This is a genomic window from Bradyrhizobium sp. AZCC 2262, assembly GCF_036924535.1.
GTDB lineage: Bacteria > Pseudomonadota > Alphaproteobacteria > Rhizobiales > Xanthobacteraceae > Bradyrhizobium.
The window spans coordinates 1,776,657-1,794,126 of record NZ_JAZHRT010000001.1; the positions used below are offsets into that span (position 1 = coordinate 1,776,657).

Below are 17,470 nucleotides of genomic sequence, written 5' to 3' on the forward strand. Positions count from 1 at the left end.
GGCCCTTCGTTCTGGTCGGACTCGTCGTGGCGATCTTCGCCGCGGTTGTCCTGTACATCATTTTCCGGCCACGCCCGGACGTACGGACCGCCGATGCTTATGTGATGGTCCATTACGCCACGATCGCGCCGCGCATCTCCGGACAGATCGCCTCGGTGGCGGTTGACGACAACGACGTCGTCAAGACCGGACAGGTGCTCGCGACTCTCGACCGGCGCGACAATGAGACAGCCCTGGCTTCCGCAGAGGCGGCGGTGGCACGCGATAGATCGAAATTGAATGAGATATCCGCGATCATGTCGCGCCAGCCGTCGATCATAGAAGAGCAACAAGCCGCCGTTGCATCGGCACGCGCGAAGCTCGCTTTCGCGCAGGCGGACGCGCGCCGCTACGGCAATCTCGCCACAACGGGAGCCGGCACCGTGCGGGAGCACCAGGAGGCCGACAGCACGCTTCAGCAGGGTCAAGCCTCGCTGGATAGCGCCGAGGCTTCGCTCGATGCGGCGCGCCGGCAATTGGACGTGCTCAAGGCCCAGAGGTCTGCGGCTGAGGCTGTGGTCAACACCGATGAAGCTCAACTTGAGCAGGCCAGACTCAATCTGTCCTATACGCAGATCAGGGCACCGATCGACGGCATGGTGGGAGAACGGTCCGTGCAGATCGGCAACTATGTCGGCCCGGGCACGACGCTGATGACTGTTGTGCCGCTCGACCAGGTCTATATCGAAGCGAACTATCTTGAAGTGGATTTGCTGCACGTCCGCAGCGGCCAGCCGGTAACAATCCATCTGGATGCCTACGACATCGACCTCAATGGGACGGTGGATAGCGTGCCGCCAGCTTCCGGCGCCGCCTTCGCTCCGATCGCGCCCAACAACGCCACCGGCAATTTTACCAAGATCGTGCAACGGCTGCCGGTCAAGATCGTCGTGACGCCTGGCCAACCTTTGGCTAAGCTCCTGCGCGTGGGCCTGTCGGTCGAGACCACCATTCATACGAGACTGGAGGACGTCGTGGACGAACAGCGCAGATCAACCGATCGCGTGACCGGGCGTTAACTGGTGCGTGCCTTACGTCTTGCAGCGTGCCTCTCCGGCCCGATGCTAGGCATCGGTCTGACCAGCTGTACCGTTGGGCCGGACTTCCAGAGCCCCGAGATAACGGAAGCATCCAGGAGGTCGGCGTTAGATGGCGGAAGCGTGCCAAGCCGGACAGTCGAGGGCGCGGTCGACATAGCCTGGTGGAAAAGCTTTCGGGATCCTCAGCTGTCCTCGCTGGTCGAAAGGCTGGTGGCGCAAAACCTGGATCTCGCGACGGCCGCGGAACGCGTGATCCAGAGCATGGCGCAGCGCCGGGTCGCAGCCTCTCAGGGACTGCCGCAGATCGACGGACAATCATCAAGTACCTATAATCGCCAGAGCCCGAACGGCACGCTCTCCTTGCTCGTCGCTAGGCCTGGCGCGCCGTTGGAATATCCCCTGTTCCGGGATGGCTTGACGTCATCCTGGCAGCTGGACCTGTTCGGTCGCGTTCGGCGGGCGGTGGAAGCCGCCGATGCCGCCACCTTGGCGGCCGTGGAGAACCGACACGGCGTCGCGCTGGCGGCGGTCGCCGAACTGGCGCAAGGCTACATGCAATTGCGCGGCATCCAGAACCGTCTTGGGATCGCGAAACGCAACCTTCGCCTTGCCGAAGAGAATGTGGAACTGGTGAACAAACGTTTCGGCGACGGGGTCGCGACGACGCTCGACCTTGCGCAAGCCCGGGCTCAACAGGCCACCATCGCCGCAACCCTGCCGCCACTACGAACCCAGGAGGCGGAGTTTATTAACGTCATCGGACTGTTGCTGGGCTATGCTCCACGCGCGCTCGAGGTCGAGTTGCGCCGCTCTCAAATATTGCCGCGCGTGCCGCGCAAGGTTCCGGTGGGCCTGCCTGGAACGCTGGTGCGTCGCCGGCCGGACGTGCGCGAGGCGGAGGCGCGACTGCATGAAGCCACGGCGCAAACCGGCGTCGCGGTGGCGAGCTTTTATCCTGACGTGACATTGAACGGTGCCGTCGGCGTGGAAAGTTTGCAGCTGGCCAATCTGTTCTCCCCGACGTCGACCGCATTCGCTCTGGGGCCGTCCGTTTCCATTCCGATCTTCGAAGGGGGGCGGTTGCGGGGCACCCTGGCGCTGCGCGAATCGCGAGAGCGGGAGGCAGCCATCGTCTTTCAGAAAACCGTCTTGCGGGCCTGGAAGGAGGTCGATGACGCCATCACCGCCTATCGCGAAGGGCAACTCCGGCGCGGCCATGTCGCCCGGTCCGTCACTGAAAATCAGGCCGCTCTGCAAGCCGCCAGGCAACGTTACTCGGAGGGTGCGATCGACTTCCTGAATGTCATCACGGCACAAGCTCAGTTGCTGCAGAGCGAAAATGATCTTGCCGACAGTGACACGCAGATCGCGACGTATCTCGTCAATCTTTATCGCGCGCTCGGGGGAGGATGGGAGGTCGCAGATGTCGCCTTTGGCGCAGATGGCACGCCGCGGCAGAAGATTGAGGCGCGATAAGCAGCCGGTCGAGAGCCGTCCGCGTTCGCGGCTCGGCTCCCGAATGATATGGCCGAATGACCTGGAGGTCTGTCTGTTACGGATCTCATTCGGCGGGCGTGCCGGCGGCCGCGCGGTGGTCGTTTGTTGCAATTCGCTCTTGGGCGAGCCGGGCTAGGCCCGTGTGCAGAATGGCTGCGACGATGGCGCCAACGATCGGGGCTGACAGGTACAGCCACGCATCGCTGAAATTGCCGGTCGCCACCATCGGGCCAAGCGCGCGCGCCGGATTGAAGGCGGCGCCGGTGAGGGGTCCGCCCATGATGATGTTGAAGACCAGGGTCACGCCGATCGCCAGAGGCGCGAGATTGCCGGCGCGGCCTGCAACCGCCGTGCTGAGTACGACAGTGGACAGGAAAAAGCCGAGCACCGCCTCAATTATGTAGCCGGCCCACGGGGTGACCGTGAGGGTCGTCGCGCCCAATCCGAGGTTGTGCGCAAGGTCAGGCGTGCCGAGGCTGGTCCCCGCACCGCCTAGCACGGCCCGCAACAAAAGCGCGCCAAGAATACCGCCAGCCAGCTGGCTGACGACGTATCCGGCCGCCTCGCCGACGCGCATGGCGCCGGCGGCGAGCACGGCGACGGTGACGGAGGGATTGAAGTGGCCCCCTGACACCGTGCCGTAGGCGAAAGCGAAGGCCATGACGGTCAAACCGTGGGCGAGGGCAACCGCGGCGACACCAGACAGGCCGGCACCGCCACCGACCACGGCAGCGGCGCCGGCGCCGATGAATATCAGCGCGAAGGTGCCGATGAACTCCGCGAGGAGTTTGGCTGCAATTCGGTTGGACATCGTTAACTCCAGAGATGAGATTGACGGCTCGGCGCGATCAGGCTTCGAAGAACGATTCGTTGGTTGGGGATGGCTGGCGGCGCAGGCGAGTTGCCGCCAGCCATCGAACCTATTCCGCGGCGATCGTTCGCGGTTTAAAATCGAGGCCCAGCGCCTTTGCTACGCCGGCCCCGTAGGCCGGATCGGCGCGCGTGCAGTTGTCGACGTGCCGCTGCTTGATCTGCAACTTGGCGTCGCCCATTGCCCGCGCCGTATTTTCGAACAGCAGCCGCTGCTGTTGCGCGGTCATCTTCCGGAACAAATTTCCCGGCTGTTCCCAATGATCGTCTTCGACGCGGTGGTCCCAATGCGCCGCGTCCCCTTCGATCGACATTGGCGGCTCGGAAAAATCCGGCTGGTTGTCCCAGAGTCCTGCGCTATTGGGATTGTAAGTGAGCGTTCCGCCCAGATTGCCATCGGTGCGCATCTTGCCATCGCGGTGATAGCTGAGGAACGGGCACTTGGGGGCATTGACCGGGATATGGTTGAAGTTGATGCCGAGCCGGTAACGCTGCGTGTCGCCATAGGAGAACAGCCGGCCCTGCAGCATCTTGTCGGGCGAAAAGCCAATGCCGGGCACGATGTTGGCGGGCGAGAAGGCCGCCTGCTCGACTTCCGCGAAATAGTTGTCCGGGTAACGATTGAGCTCCATCACACCGACCTCGATCAGCGGATAATCCGCTTTCGGCCAGACCTTGGTCACGTCGAAGGGATTATGCCGATGCGTCTTCGCCTCGGCCTCGGTCATCACCTGAATGAAGAGCTTCCAGCGCGGAAAGTCGCCGGCCTCGATCGCGTTGAGCAGGTCGCGGCCATGGCTTTCGCGATCCTTGGCGACGAGGGCCTCGGCCTCCGCGTCGGTGAGGTTTGCGATTCTCTGCTGGGTGCGGAAGTGGAACTTGACCCAGACACGTTCATTGGCGGTGTTGATCATCGAGAAGGTATGGCTGCCGAAAAGGTGCATGTTGCGGAAACTCTTCGGGATGCCGCGATCGGACATGACGACGGTGACCTGATGCAGCGCCTCGGGGAGCAGCGTCCAGAAATCCCAATTGTTGTCCGCGCTGCGCAGCCCGGTGCGCGGGTCGCGCTTGATCGCATGATTGAGGTCCGAGAACCGCAACGGGTCGCGGAAGAAGAAGACTGGCGTGTTGTTGCCGACAATGTCCCAGTTGCCCTCCTCGGTATAGAACTTGAGGGCGGTGCCGCGAATGTCGCGTTCTGCGTCGGCCGCGCCGCGCTCACCGGCGACGGTCGAGAAGCGCAGGAACATGGGCGTTTGCTTCCCGATCTCCGAGAAAATCTTCGCCTTGGTGTAGCGGGTGATGTCGTGGGTCACCGTGAAGGTCCCGTAGGCACCCCAGCCCTTGGCGTGCATGCGCCGCTCCGGGATCACTTCCCGGTCGAAATGCGCCAACTTCTCGATCAGCCAGATATCCTGCAGGAGCGCCGGGCCGCGTCGGCCGGCCGTCATGATGTTGGTGTTGTCTGCGACCGGCGCGCCGGTTGCGTTCGTAAACAGCTTCTCTGTAGCCATGTTCAGTTCCTCTGATGTATTGGATCGCGTACGCTGTTATCGAGCCTGCCTGTTCGGCCGTCTCGAACCGTCGTCTTTTCCAGCGTCATCTGTTGGCGTGCCTTTGCGAGAACTCGGGCTTGGCAAAAATGTAGCCATCGGCTCGGCAATAGCTTTGGTTCTGGTTGCTGCGATTGTGCCGGCCTTGCCTCAATCGTCGTGCGATTGCGCTCAGCTTCGGGTCAGGTCCACCGGTAAAGACAGTCTGCGCCAAACCCCAATTCCGGCAGATCAGACCGTAGAATAAATTCGTATTTAATCGTCAGCTTCGGCCGCCGCGCTATCTCTTCCCTATCGCTCAGATGTTGCAACGATTGAGCGTCTATCAACTGCGGCAATGGCACAGGACCTTTATGACCTCTTTCCATCAATTCAACATTCTCGCGGTATCGCGCAACGAGGGCCTACATCCGAAACTCCGGGACTTACTTGAGCGTGCGGCCGCCGCTCCGTTTTCAGAGGTCTCCATGCGCCCGGATGGGCTGATCCAGGCCGGACCAAGTCCGGATTCGGAAGTCGTCTCATCGCCGGGCAAGGTGACGCCGTTTTCGCGAGAGCCGGCTCGCACCGTCGTTGCTGCGTTCAAACCAGAACCGCCGAGGCTATCGGCGGTAAGTCCGAAGCGAGACCGCATCGCCTAGTCATGCCGGCTTGATCAACCGGGCCGTTGATCTGGCCATTACGCCCACCGGCGGGCAGTGGCTGATCCTGGACAACGTCCACCTCGCGGTGGTGCGTGACACGGACATGATTGGATCCATCCCAAAAATTCGTGCTGGACAAGGACGGCGCGCGGCGCTTCGTCCCGCGAGGTCGAGCCGGGCAGGCGCCAAGCGCCGGCCAAACGAGCCCGGCGCAATTCGTCCGTCCTGCTTAAGGGCCTGGCTATCGTCGAACGGACTCGATCCGCTGCTCAGCTTGGCGTTTCTATGCTGCTTAAAGCAAATTTTGTCCACGGCGCCAGCGCGAAATCGCCGACATTCCCACTCGACACTTTAAACATCTAGCGGCTCTAATTGATCGAACCCCGGCCCGCGAACGGCTTCGAAATGCGAAAGGCCGATCCCGGACTGGGTTCACACCGAAGGTGCAAGCCGTTGGGGTGAACGCATCCCGAACGTCACGAGTGCTAACCTCAGGACTCGTCTATGAACACTTCGATTGGGAGAGGGTGGTTGATCACATAGGTGCCGTAGTTCCGGTCGTGCTTATCAGGTTGGACCACGCCGGCCGCATCCCAGGCTCGCGACAGCAGCGTGTATTGCCCCGGCTCTTGCGGTGTCATCCACTCGAGTTTCCAACGTCGCCATGCATGTCGTCGTACAGGGTCTACGAATTCTGCCCGGGTCCAGGTCCGGCCACCGTCGGTGCTCACCTCAATCTCCGTCACATCCGTTTCACCCGCCCATGCGGCACCGGAAATCGTGTAGATCCGGTTTGGAGCGAGCGTTTCACAAACACGTGGTCGCGCAATTTGGGATTTGAGCTGCATTTCTCCTAGCGGGCGCCGAACGGGCTTTCCGTCCATCATGACCCAGTAGGCATAGTCCGTCGTCTGCCAATAGCCGTGAAACGGCTCGCGTACGGCCTGGATACCCGTCAGCCACTTGACGGACGCCATTCCATAGTGTCCGGGGACGATCGCGCGGACTGGAAATCCGTGATCCCGCGGAAGCTGGCGCCCGTTCATCTGGTAGGCGATCAGGACTTCCGACCGGAGTGCCTTGGCCCGGGGTAGGCTCCAAGCATATGATATCGGTATGGGAGGCATGGGCTCTTCTTTCGGCATCCCGCGATCCGCACCCTCGAGCACGATCTCGCACGCATCTTCAGCCAGACCGGCGCGCTCCAGCAACGCTCGCAGGGGCACACCGGTCCATTCTGCATTGCTGACCGCTCCGAGTTCCCACTGTGCCCCTTGCACCTGGGGGACGAGAAAGACCCGACTGTTGCCTGCGCATTCCAAAGTCGCGACGCGGGTCTCAGATGGCATGCTGCGCAACTCTTCGTAACTTAGCGCGAGCGGACTCCTGACGGCGCCGTCGATGCGCAGCTGATAGGAAGCGCGGTCGAGGGCCGGTATCGGAAAATGACTGCGGATGTAAAATAGTTCTGTCGGAGTAAGATAGGAGTCGATCCGGTCGAAGGGAGCTTCGAGATTCTTCGGCTCTTTCTGCCGGATGGTGAGACCCACCGAAAAGAACTGATGTGTGTTGTCGACGTAATTGGTTTTCGAACCTTCCATCATTCTCTCCTATTTGCCGGGCGCGACGCCGGCGAACGTGGCGTGCAACGCGTGCAGCGGTTCTGTCAGGAACAAGGTCAGGTAGATCGTCATGGCGATGCCGAGCAGCGCCAGGAAACTGGCCACGAGAACGCCTTGCTTGGAGAGAGAGCGGTCCGCGAACCGATCGCGGTTCAATTCGCCAACTAGTCGCATAAAGCGTCGTGCGGAAAACAGGTTCACGATTGCACCGATCGCAATCAGCGCCGCTCCAAACCAAACTGAGAATTCGTGCGACTGACCGGCAGGGAGCTGTTGCGGTAGGTAGGGCATACTCCCGAAAATTCCAAAACGGGCTACCACAAACCCGAAGCCCATCAGTGAGATACCTGTGCGAATCCAGGCGAGAAATGTTCGCTCTTCCGCGAGATAGTCGCGCAATTCAGCTGCTGGCTTTGCGGGAGGGATGCCCATTTCGTCGTTACCATTACAGGCGAGTATGTTGGCGACCATCGGCCAATGCGGCCGTCTACGCTTGATGTAGTCGGCGCTCCGGAAACGAGCGCCACAAGAAGAAGTCGGGCCGACGGATTTTCACCTCCGGCCCGACCGCTCGCGACGCGGATCGATCAGTAGACCGTCGCGGGTTCGCAAGGCGGAACGGTCCACGGCTCGCTGGCAAATGCGCCCACGGCTGGAGCCCGAACGCAACCAGCGCCGTCAACGGTCGTTGCAGTGGTGTGCTGTCGCACAGCGGCGCGGTGCTCGCGAGCCATAGCAGGAGCTGCGACCAGGGCCGTGGCGATCAATGCCGCCGATACAAGCTTGAACTTCGTCATTCGATTTCTCCATTGGATTGTGAAGCGCCCAACATCGTGTGGCCTTCGTCTGGCTGACATAGGGCCAGGGTTCGCCAACACCACTAAATTACAATTTAGAACCGGCTGCGCGTAATGCCTCATTCGATCGCTCGACAGTCAGAACCAAATCAGAACCCTAAATTGGTTTTTAATTGAGAGCCCAATGTGTGGCGTGCATGTTCGGGAGGCTCAGGGGGCTCATTGGGGCTGTCGGGAGTTCGGTCGGGCGACCCCTCCAAAGATATCGGGGAAACGCAAAGGCTGGGCCGTGGAAATCCACGCAGGCAACGTCTGACTACGCTTGGAGGTAGAGATGGTTCTGTTTTCGCACGCCTTTATCCGCAAACGCGTGATCTCGCTGGCGACCTCGGCGTCGGTCGCGGCGACGTCGTTCGTGCTGGCGCAGGGTCCGACGAGGACTCACCACGTCCGTGGCGGAGCCCAGTATGCGGCGGATCAGCAAGAGCATTCGCACGGACAAGTGATTCCGTTGGCGAACGCTGCCGCCATGCAGAAGATGACGGCGGACATGGCGATCAAGCCGATCGGCGATATCGATCGTGATTTCGTCGAGATGATGCCACACCAGGGCGTGATCTACATGGCGAAGGCCAAGCTCAACTACGGCAGTAACGAGCAATTTCGCCGGGTGGCTGAGCGTATCGCAGCGACGCAGCAGCCAGAGATCACGTTAATGCAAGATGCTGTGAGTGACGGGAAGTCGTCCGTGGCGCAATTGCCAGAGCAATCCCGAGCAGCTCTCTGCACCTTGGGCCCGATTGGCGGTTCGGTCGACCATGGCGGAATGAATCGTCTCTAATGAGCGCACAGCAGGGATAAATCATGGGCATTGTTCGATTTGCGCTACGATTTCCGCACACGTTTTATGTAGTCGCAGCCCTGATCCTGTTTCTGGGCGTCGCCGCCATCCGGTCGATGCCGACGGATATTTTTCCGGAAATTCGAATACCGGTGGTCACGGTGATCTGGCAGTACACCGGTTTGACCACGCCGGAGATGGAACAGCGCGTCACCACCTACAGTCAATATTCCATCAGCGCGAACGTCAACGGCATCAAGAATATGGAAGCGCAGACCCTCAATGGTCTGTCGATTCAGAAGATCTACTTCCAGCCCGACGTGAACCTCGACCTCGCTATCGCGCAGATCGTGTCCGCGACGAATTCGATTCGCGCGCTGATGCCGCCCGGGATCGAGCCGCCCATCGTTGTACAGTTCAATGCGTCCAGTGTTCCCGTGTTGCAGCTCAGTCTTAATTCGGACAGCCTGAACGAGCAGCAGCTCTATGATTTCGGTATTTACCGCGTTCGCCAGGATCTGGCGCCGGTTCCGGGCGTCACGCTGCCGACGCCGGCCGGTGGCAAGTATCGGCAGATCATGGTTGATATCGACCCGGACAAGCTGCTGTCCCGGGGCTTGACGCCGCTTGATATCGTGAATGCGGTCAATACCCAGAACCTGACGCTGCCTTCGGGAACGGCGAAGATCGGAGACGTCCAGTATACGGTGAGGACCAACGCGACGCCGGCGACGATCGAGGATCTCAACAAGATGCCCGTCAAGTTTGCCAACGGCGCCACCATCCTGTTGAAGGACGTGGCGCAAGTACGCGACGGCTCGCTGGTGCAGCAGAACATCGTGCGCGAGGACGGCCACCGCTCGGTATTGCTCAGCATCATCAAGAATGGCAATGCCTCCACGCTGGCGGTCGTCAACGGCGTGAAGCAGGCCCTGCAGTCGATCCGCGCCGCCGCGCCGGCCGGGCTCAAGATCAACGAACTGTTCGACCAGTCGGTATTCGTGACAAATTCCGTCAATGGCGTGCTGCGCGAGGGCGCCATCGCCGCGGGCCTCACCGCGCTGATGATTCTGATCTTCCTGGGCTCCTGGCGATCGACGCTGGTGGTGATGATTTCGATTCCGCTAGCGATCCTGTCGTCGCTCATCGTGCTGTACTTTCTCGGCGAGACACTGAACACCATGACGCTCGGCGGCCTTGCGCTCGCGGTTGGCATACTGGTCGACGACTCGACCGTGACCATCGAGAACACGCACCGCTTGTGGACCGAAGAACACATGCCGCTTTCCGAGGCGACGTTGCACGGCGCCGCCGAGATCGCGGTGCCGACGCTGGTTTCCACGCTCGCCATCAGTTGCGTGTTCACGTCGGTGGTGTTTCTCGACGGACCGGCCAAGTACCTGTTCACGCCACTTGGTCTTGCTGTCGTATTTGCGATGCTGGCTTCCTACTTGTTGTCGCGGACCCTGACTCCGATCACGATCGGCTTGCTGCTCAAGAATGAGCGTCATGGTACGGACGATGGGACCCCGCCAGGCTTCTTCTCGCGGATGACCGCCGCATTCAACCGCGGCTTCGAACGGCTGCGTGGGGGATACCTGAAAGTCCTCACGCTGCTGTTGCGCAGGCGGGCCATCGTACCTGTTGTCGCCGTGTTGATACTCGGCCTCGGCGCCACGATGCTCGTGTTCGTTGGGCGGGACTTTTTCCCGCTGATCGACGGTGGCCAGATCCAGCTTCACGTTCGGGCTCCCGCCGGGACCCGTATCGAAAGCACCGAGGCGACATTCCAGAAGGTCGAGGACAAGATCCGTGAAGTCATTCCAGAACAGGACCGCGGCCTCATTATCGACAATATCGGTTTGCCGGCGCGGGCCTACAATCTGGCATTCGCGGATGGCTCCACGATCGGAATCAATGACGGTGTCATCCAGGTCCAGCTGAAGGAAGGCCACAGGCCGACCGCCGAATATGTCAAGAAGTTGCGTCAGGTGCTGCCCGCCGCATTTCCCGAAAACACGTTCTATTTCCAGGCGGCTGACATCGTGACACAGATCCTGAACTTCGGATTGCCGGCGCAGATCGACGTTCGGACCGTGGGCACCGACCACAACAACCTTTCGATTGCAAAGGAGCTTCAGCAACGTCTCGCTGCGATCCCTGGAATCGTCGACGCGCATCTGCAGCAGGAAGTCGATGGTCCGGCGTTCTACGCCGAAATCGATCGCACCCGGGCTGCTCAGCTCGGCCTCAATGCCAGCACCATAGCCACGAACATCAATGTCAGCCTGAGTTCGTCGGTGCAGGTGTCGCCCAATTTCTGGACCGATCTGAGTTCGGGGATTCCGTATTATCTGGCCGTGCAAACACCGGAACGCCTCGTCAACTCGCTGAATGCGCTCGGAAACACGCCGGTTTCCACCTCATTGGCGGCGAGCGGCCAAACCGTCCCCGGCGTGCTTAGCAATGTCGCGACGTTCAACCGCGACAAGGTCGCCACGAACTCGAACCAGACCAATATCCAGCCGGTCTTCGATGTGTATGCCAGCGTACAGGGCCGCGATCTCGGCGCCGTCGCAGCCGACATCAACAAGGTTACGAAGGAGCTGCGGCAGAAGCTGAAACCGGGCAACTCAATTCAGGTCGTTGGTCAGATACAGAGTATGAACGACTCGTTTCGGAATCTCGGCATCGGGCTGCTATTCGCCGCCGTCTTCGTCTATCTGCTGATGGTCGTGAACTACCAGACGTTCGGCGATCCTTTCGTCGTGATCCTGGCCCTGCCGGCGACGCTTTGCGGCATCGTCACAATGTTGTTCATCACCGGCACCACGTTGAACGTGCCGTCGCTGATGGGCGCGATCATGGCGGTCGGCGTCGCTTCAGCGAACTCGATTTTGCTCGTGACTTTTGCGCGCGAACAGCAGCTGAAAGGCCACTCCGCCTTTGAGGCCGCGCTGAGCGCCGGCCACACCCGAATCCGTCCCGTGCTGATGACTGCCGCTGCGATGATCGTCGGCATGATCCCGATGGCGATTGGCGGTGCCGGTGAGGAGCAAAATGCTGCGCTCGCACGAGCCGTCATCGGCGGCCTGCTGTTCGCGACCCCGACGACGTTACTGATCGTGCCTTACCTGTTCGCCATGCTGCGCAAAGGCAACGACGGAAAGCCGCACCATGGCGTTTTCGAGGAGGTTCCGGTATGACCGAGATTCGTTTGCAGCCGAAACGTGAAAACGTTGAGGACCGCGTTGATCCGCAAACCGATCGTGTTGTTGCTCTGCCCAACGGGCGTCGCAAGGGTCGACATCGTTACGGAGGGATGCTGATCGGCGGAAGCGCGCTGCTGCTGCTGGGCGGCCTCGGAATAGGGGGCTGGCGCCACTACCTGGCCGGCGTCGAGGTCGCGGCCATTGCGCAACAGAGCAGGACCTTTGTCCCCAGCGTTCGCGTCGCGGCGGTCCGCGCCAGCGACAGCAAGATTACGGTCAGCTTGCCGGCGACCACGACGGCCTTTGAGGCGGCGAATATCTTTGCGCGAACCAGCGGCTACATCGAAAAGCGCTACGTCGACATCGGCGATCGGGTCAAGGCTGGAGCCCTGTTGGTGGACATTACCGCCCCCGAGCTCGACCACCAGATTGCGCAAGCCAAGGCGACGCTGGCCCAGAATCAGGCAACGTTGCGGCAGACACAGGCAAGCCAGGAACTCGCCCAGGTCACCAATGCGCGCGACAGCAAACTGGTCAAACAGGGATGGCTTACACTTCAGCAGGGTGACAACGATCGCCTGACCCTGCAGGCGCAGCAAGCAGCGGTGGGTGTGGCTCAGTCCAACATTGAAGCCCAGGAGGCCCAGATTCGAATTCTTGGGCAGGAGAAGGCGTACCAGCGTGTGGTGGCGCCGTTTGACGGGGTGATCACACAGCGCAACATCGACAATGGCAGCCTGGTGACATCGGGGTCGACCTTCATGTTCACGCTGATGCACCCTGACGTGATCCGCACCCAGGTGTTCGTTCCCCAGGACCAGGCTTTCGGGGTTGAGCCCGGCGTCGACGCGGTGGTGCGTGTCCCCGAGATTCCAAATCGCGCCTTTCCCGGCAAGGTGACGCGAATCGCAAACGCGTTGCAGCCCGGCAGCCGCACGCTGCTGACCGAAATCGATGTCCCCAATCCGGACTGGGCGCTCAGCCCGGGGATCTATTGCACCGTCGAACTGCATATCCCGAGAAAGACGCCGTCGATGATCATCCCCGCCGACGCGGTGGTATTCGATCAGAACGGTGTCCATGTCGCGGTCGTCGAGAACGGGACCGTCCATTTGCAGAAAATAACGATTGCGCGTGATTTCGGCACGGAGGTCGAAGTGCACGATGGCGTCAAGCCCAGCGATCAGGTCATCCTCAATCCGATGCTCGGCCTGGCGAATGGCAGCAAGGTCACGGTTCGCGCAGAGAAACCACAGACAAGCTAGATCGGGACGGAGAGAGGAATGGCGATGCGACGCTTACTTTTCACAACGGTCATCTTGCTGGGGGGAGGCAGCACAGGTCTGGCGCAGGTCTCCACCATGGGTAGCACGGCTATGGGGCTTCCAACGACGCCAGCGACGATTGTCACATCTCCACTCTATGGTCCGAGCCCGTTTTCGGCGACAACCCAGCCAAATTCTCCCGGCACGACGCTGGCGCCGGTGCCGCTGGCTTCTGACCCGACGACCCCAGGGACGGTCGTGGCCTGTGCTGCACCAACAGGTCAAATTGCGCCTGGAACGCCGTCGGTGCCAGTTATTTCCGTGTCGGCAACAGGTGGCGCAATCGGAACGACGCCCTCTACGCCGGCGGCAGCAACGACACCGCCGCTGACGGCTGCGTCTCTCGCCGCCGCGACCGCCAGCTCGACCGCGCCGCTGGCGCTGTCTGCAACGCCAGCTACGTCGTTCGCGACCGATTTTTTCGGCACGACGATACCGGTGGCGTCGTCCCTGACAGCAGCGGCGGCGGAGCCTGCCGCTACCGCAACGTCCACACCAACGCCATCGATGGTACCAACCACCGCCCCCACATCCATTACGGGCAGCACAGCCACGATGATGCCATCGACAACGATGATGCCAGGGATCGCGTTGGGGACTATTCCCACGCCATTCGTCGGCAGCACGACCGGGACCATATCGCCGGTGTCCCCGCTCGGCAGCCCGTCGACTACCGTATGCAGCACGACGCCGGGAGGTCCGCCGACCAATGGCGCCGCTTTGCCGCTCTCGACTCCCGAAGTTCCGAGCAGTCCCCCGCCTGGCGCGATTCAACCACCAGTCGCGGTGCTTGCCGACACCAGCATCGATCCGACCACGGGTGTGATGCCGACACCGAATACGTCGGCATGCGCCGAGAGCATGACGATCAATCTAGCGACGCCTGGGACGATGGCGCCGGCTAACGCCACAGGCGCAGCGGCAACACCGGGCGTATCGCCAGCAGGCTGCTAAAGCGTGATGAAATTCCTCGAATAGTCGTCTCGCCCTATCTTATTAGCGCATGACCTTTCGCAAAACCGGTTCCGACTGTTCCGGATCATGCAGCCGAAAGCCCGCTTCCCGACGCCCGCGCGTAGAGCGATACGCGCTTCGGACCGGGTCGTTTCTAAAATGCTATTTAGTGGTGGGGGTCCCTCCGGAAGCCTATGTGTCTTGTTGAGCGGCCCACCGCGCTTGCCCCCCGGAGGCGGTGTTCAGCTTGGCCGCAATGAGGACGGCGTCCGCCACGCCTCCTGCCCCCCGAACCGAGGCGGGCGGCGCCGTCCTGCTCTTTTCCATGGCTTTTGGGGCCGGTGAGATTATGCCTTTGGTCTCAAGCAAGCATATGATCCCAGGAAATCCAGGCTCGAGCACAGGGCTCGGTGCGAATGGCATAGTAGCGGCTGGGAATGAACCGATGACAAAAGTGCTTCTGATCGAGGACGACAGCGAAACGGCCGAGGAAATTACCGCCGAGCTCGTCGATCGCGGTTTTGAAGTCGAATGGTCGGCCAATGGCATAGAAGGCCTCGACAAGGCCCGCTCATCGCAGCCCGACGCCATGATCGTGGACCGGTTGTTGCCGGGAATGGACGGTCTCACGGTGATCGAAGCCTTGCGGAAGGAGCAAGTCCGCACCCCAGTGCTGGTGCTGAGCGCGCTGGGCGAGGTTAACGATCGCGTGCGCGGATTGCGGATGGGGGGTGACGACTATCTCACCAAACCCTTCGCACTGGTGGAGCTCGTCGCCAGGATCGAGGCTTTGTTGCGCCGGCCGGTTGAATCGCGGGAGACGACGTTGCGGGTAGGACCGTTGGAACTCGATCTGATCGAGCGCACCGCCAAACGCGGCGATCGGGTGATCGATCTCTTGCCGCGCGAATTTCGTTTGCTTGAATATATGATGCAACGCAGCGATCAGCTGCTGACGCGAGCCATGCTTCTGGAGGAGGTTTGGAACTATCAATTTGTTCCAGCGACGAACCTGGTTGACGTGCATATGGGTCGGCTGCGCCACAAGGTGGACGGGCCGGGCGAATCTCACATGATCCACAATGTCCGCGGGGCCGGCTTCATTCTCCGAACCGGACCATGAAACCAGATGGAAGCCAGTAACGCGCCGCCGCTGACGTTGAGCGGGAAATCCGCGGGAAGAAACCCGATGGATCGGGCTCACATCTTACGTTCGAACACCTTTCGGTGGGCGCTGGCGGTGACCGGCGTGTTCGCGGCTTTCGTCATGGTTCTGTTCGGCTTCATCTACTGGCAGACCGATCAGTACTTGATCGCGCGATCAGACAAGATGATTGGGAGTCAATTGAACTTCATCGTTGGTTTGCCCGGCGAACGTCGACTGGATGCGATCAAGGACCATCTGCAGCAGGATTCCCGCGGCGTTCAATATGCCGGCCTGTTCAGCGCAGACGGCCGCAAGATAGCGGGCAACCTGGAACGGTTTCCGCCCGATCTCCAGATGAACGATTCCGTCAGGAGCATTTCGGTCGAGCGGACGCTCCCGGCCGGGAGGGAGATGCATGTGATCCGCGCAATCGCCCGGCACGTGCCGAATGGCGACGCACTGGTCATCGGACGTGAGGTCGACGAGACCAGGGAAATCTCCCATGTCGTCGCTCAGGCATTGGCGCTCGGTCTGCTGCCGGCGTTTTGCTTATGCCTGCTGGCCGGCGCGTGGCTGAGCATGCGGGCCCAAAAGCGGGTCGAGGAGGTAAATCAGCGGGTCCAGCGCATCATCGCCGGCGATCTGCGCGAGCGGCTCCCACACCGCGACGTCGACGATCCGTTTTCGAGGCTCACGGTCATCGTCAATGGCCTGCTCGATGAAATGGAAGCGATGATCCATGCGCTCGCGGGGGTAGGTAACGACATCGCCCATGATTTGCGGACACCACTTACGCGGGCGCGGCTCGCTCTCGAGCGCGGCCGCACTAACGCAACGACGTTGGAACAACTCCAGTCGGTTGCAGACAAGGCAGTCGCGAACATCGATCAGTCGCTTACAATCATCACCGCCCTGCTGCGCCTGGCCGCAATCGAGAACAGCCGGCGATCGGCGGTCTTCGGTGACGTTCCATTGCACGAGATGCTGCGCGAGGTTTGCGATATCTACGAACCGATTGCCGAAAACAAGAATATCAACTTGCGGGTCGACGTGGGACACCGGCTTAACGTGCGCGGCGACCGGGATCTCCTGCTGGAGGCGGTCGCCAATCTCGTCGACAATGCCATCAAGTTTACGCCCGAAGGCGGCAAGGTGAGTATCGAGCTGTTGCGTGGCGACAGCGAAACCATCGTACGCGTGTCCGATACCGGCCCCGGCATCAGCGAGCAGGAGCGCGAGGCCGTGCTGCGGCGTTTCTACCGTTCCGACAAGATCCGAAGTACGCCGGGCGTCGGCCTTGGGCTGAATCTGGTGGCGGCGATCGTAAAGCTGCACGGCTTTCGTCTCGTGATCCACTCTGGTCAGGGCGGCCGGTTGGAGATTATTTGTCCCGACAAGCAAGAGTGAAAAAGCGCGGCCTCGTCGGGGGGCGAACGAACTCCGGCGCCTCCTTGCTGTTAGGAGCAGGAGCCAGGATTTGGCGGCTGCTATTGGCCGGCGCCTCGGCCTTGCCATCGCCAATGCTTATCATCGGGAGCTGCGTAGCATTCGGCGGCGAGGCCGGAAGCTGTCGCTTCACACTGCGCATAGCTCGTGAAGCTACAATCCGTCCCGCCTTCGGCATATTCGATACAGTCATGTCCCGGGGGAACGATGGGGCCTGCGTTCGCCGGTTCGGTCGTGCCGAAGGCAATAGCTGACAGAGCGATAACCGAAGCGATCGCCGTCGTCGAAATTATCTTCATGTCAAGGTCTCCATTGACTTGGATGCCCACTCTCAACATGGAGATTGACGACCGAGAAAGCGATTATAAAGAAAGTAATCTTCGCTCATCCACGAGGACTCACGGCAAGGCGCCTGCGTGCTGTGTCTGATTTCTCTAAACGCGCACGAACGGCGACCCGAAAGGATGAAATCGTGTTTAA

General features: G+C 61.0%; 13 protein-coding genes. 7 read left to right on the top strand and 6 right to left on the bottom strand.

What is annotated here, in order from left to right; all coding sequences use genetic code 11:
* Positions 1 to 26 precede the first annotated feature (26 nt).
* Entirely contained in the window at positions 27 to 1,058 is a 1,032-nt protein-coding gene (locus V1283_RS08395; RefSeq protein ID WP_334385969.1) for an HlyD family secretion protein, read from the top strand.
* A 42-nt stretch (positions 1,059 to 1,100) separates the two neighbouring features.
* Positions 1,101 to 2,555 (top strand): efflux transporter outer membrane subunit, encoded by a 1,455-nt coding sequence (locus V1283_RS08400; RefSeq protein ID WP_334392992.1) that lies wholly within the window; start codon positions 1,101 to 1,103, stop codon positions 2,553 to 2,555.
* 85 nt (positions 2,556 to 2,640) lie between these two features.
* On the opposite strand, the gene V1283_RS08405 is transcribed toward V1283_RS08400, so the two are convergent.
* The 4 genes from V1283_RS08405 to V1283_RS08420 all read right to left on the bottom strand — a co-directional run bounded on the left by V1283_RS08405 (position 2,641) and on the right by V1283_RS08420 (position 7,739).
* Positions 2,641 to 3,387 carry an MIP/aquaporin family protein gene (locus V1283_RS08405; protein ID WP_334385970.1) on the bottom strand — a complete coding sequence of 249 codons (747 nt, stop codon included), beginning with the start codon at positions 3,385 to 3,387 and terminating at the stop codon, positions 2,641 to 2,643.
* A gap of 109 nt (positions 3,388 to 3,496) precedes the next feature.
* Positions 3,497 to 4,963: a catalase gene (locus V1283_RS08410; RefSeq protein WP_334385971.1), complete on the bottom strand. Its 1,467-nt coding sequence runs from the start codon at positions 4,961 to 4,963 to the stop codon at positions 3,497 to 3,499.
* A 1,174-nt stretch (positions 4,964 to 6,137) separates the two neighbouring features.
* On the bottom strand, positions 6,138 to 7,247 hold the full coding sequence (locus V1283_RS08415; protein ID WP_334385972.1) for a sulfite oxidase: 1,110 nt from the start codon (positions 7,245 to 7,247) through the stop codon (positions 6,138 to 6,140).
* A 9-nt stretch (positions 7,248 to 7,256) separates the two neighbouring features.
* Positions 7,257 to 7,739: a YidH family protein gene (locus tag V1283_RS08420; protein WP_334385973.1), complete on the bottom strand. Its 483-nt coding sequence runs from the start codon at positions 7,737 to 7,739 to the stop codon at positions 7,257 to 7,259.
* Positions 7,740 to 8,399: 660 nt separating this feature from the next.
* On the opposite strand from V1283_RS08420, the gene V1283_RS08425 reads away from it, so the two are divergent.
* From V1283_RS08425 to V1283_RS08435, 3 genes are read left to right on the top strand one after another with little or no spacing between them, the layout of a single operon-like run.
* Complete coding sequence (locus V1283_RS08425) at positions 8,400 to 8,906, top strand: DUF305 domain-containing protein (RefSeq protein ID WP_334385974.1); 507 nt, start codon at positions 8,400 to 8,402, stop codon at positions 8,904 to 8,906.
* Positions 8,907 to 8,929: 23 nt separating this feature from the next.
* Complete coding sequence (locus V1283_RS08430; RefSeq protein WP_334385975.1) at positions 8,930 to 12,112, top strand: efflux RND transporter permease subunit; 3,183 nt, start codon at positions 8,930 to 8,932, stop codon at positions 12,110 to 12,112.
* Complete coding sequence (locus tag V1283_RS08435) at positions 12,109 to 13,383, top strand: efflux RND transporter periplasmic adaptor subunit (protein WP_334385976.1); 1,275 nt, start codon at positions 12,109 to 12,111, stop codon at positions 13,381 to 13,383. Before V1283_RS08430 ends, V1283_RS08435 begins: the two co-directional genes overlap by 4 nt.
* 281 nt (positions 13,384 to 13,664) lie before the next feature.
* On the opposite strand, the gene V1283_RS08440 is transcribed toward V1283_RS08435, so the two are convergent.
* The gene (locus V1283_RS08440) at positions 13,665 to 14,153 is read right to left on the bottom strand and encodes a hypothetical protein (protein WP_334385977.1); all 489 of its coding nucleotides are present in this window, start codon (positions 14,151 to 14,153) and stop codon (positions 13,665 to 13,667) included.
* A gap of 689 nt (positions 14,154 to 14,842) precedes the next feature.
* On the opposite strand from V1283_RS08440, the gene V1283_RS08445 reads away from it, so the two are divergent.
* Entirely contained in the window at positions 14,843 to 15,520 is a 678-nt protein-coding gene (locus V1283_RS08445) for a response regulator transcription factor (protein WP_334392993.1), read from the top strand.
* A 66-nt stretch (positions 15,521 to 15,586) separates the two neighbouring features.
* On the top strand, positions 15,587 to 16,951 hold the full coding sequence (locus tag V1283_RS08450) for a sensor histidine kinase (RefSeq protein ID WP_334385978.1): 1,365 nt from the start codon (positions 15,587 to 15,589) through the stop codon (positions 16,949 to 16,951).
* Between the two features lie 80 nt (positions 16,952 to 17,031).
* Here the strand turns inward: V1283_RS08450 and V1283_RS08455 are convergent, their stop codons facing one another.
* Positions 17,032 to 17,328 (bottom strand): DUF3551 domain-containing protein, encoded by a 297-nt coding sequence (locus V1283_RS08455; protein ID WP_334385979.1) that lies wholly within the window; start codon positions 17,326 to 17,328, stop codon positions 17,032 to 17,034.
* Positions 17,329 to 17,470: the final 142 nt, after the last annotated feature.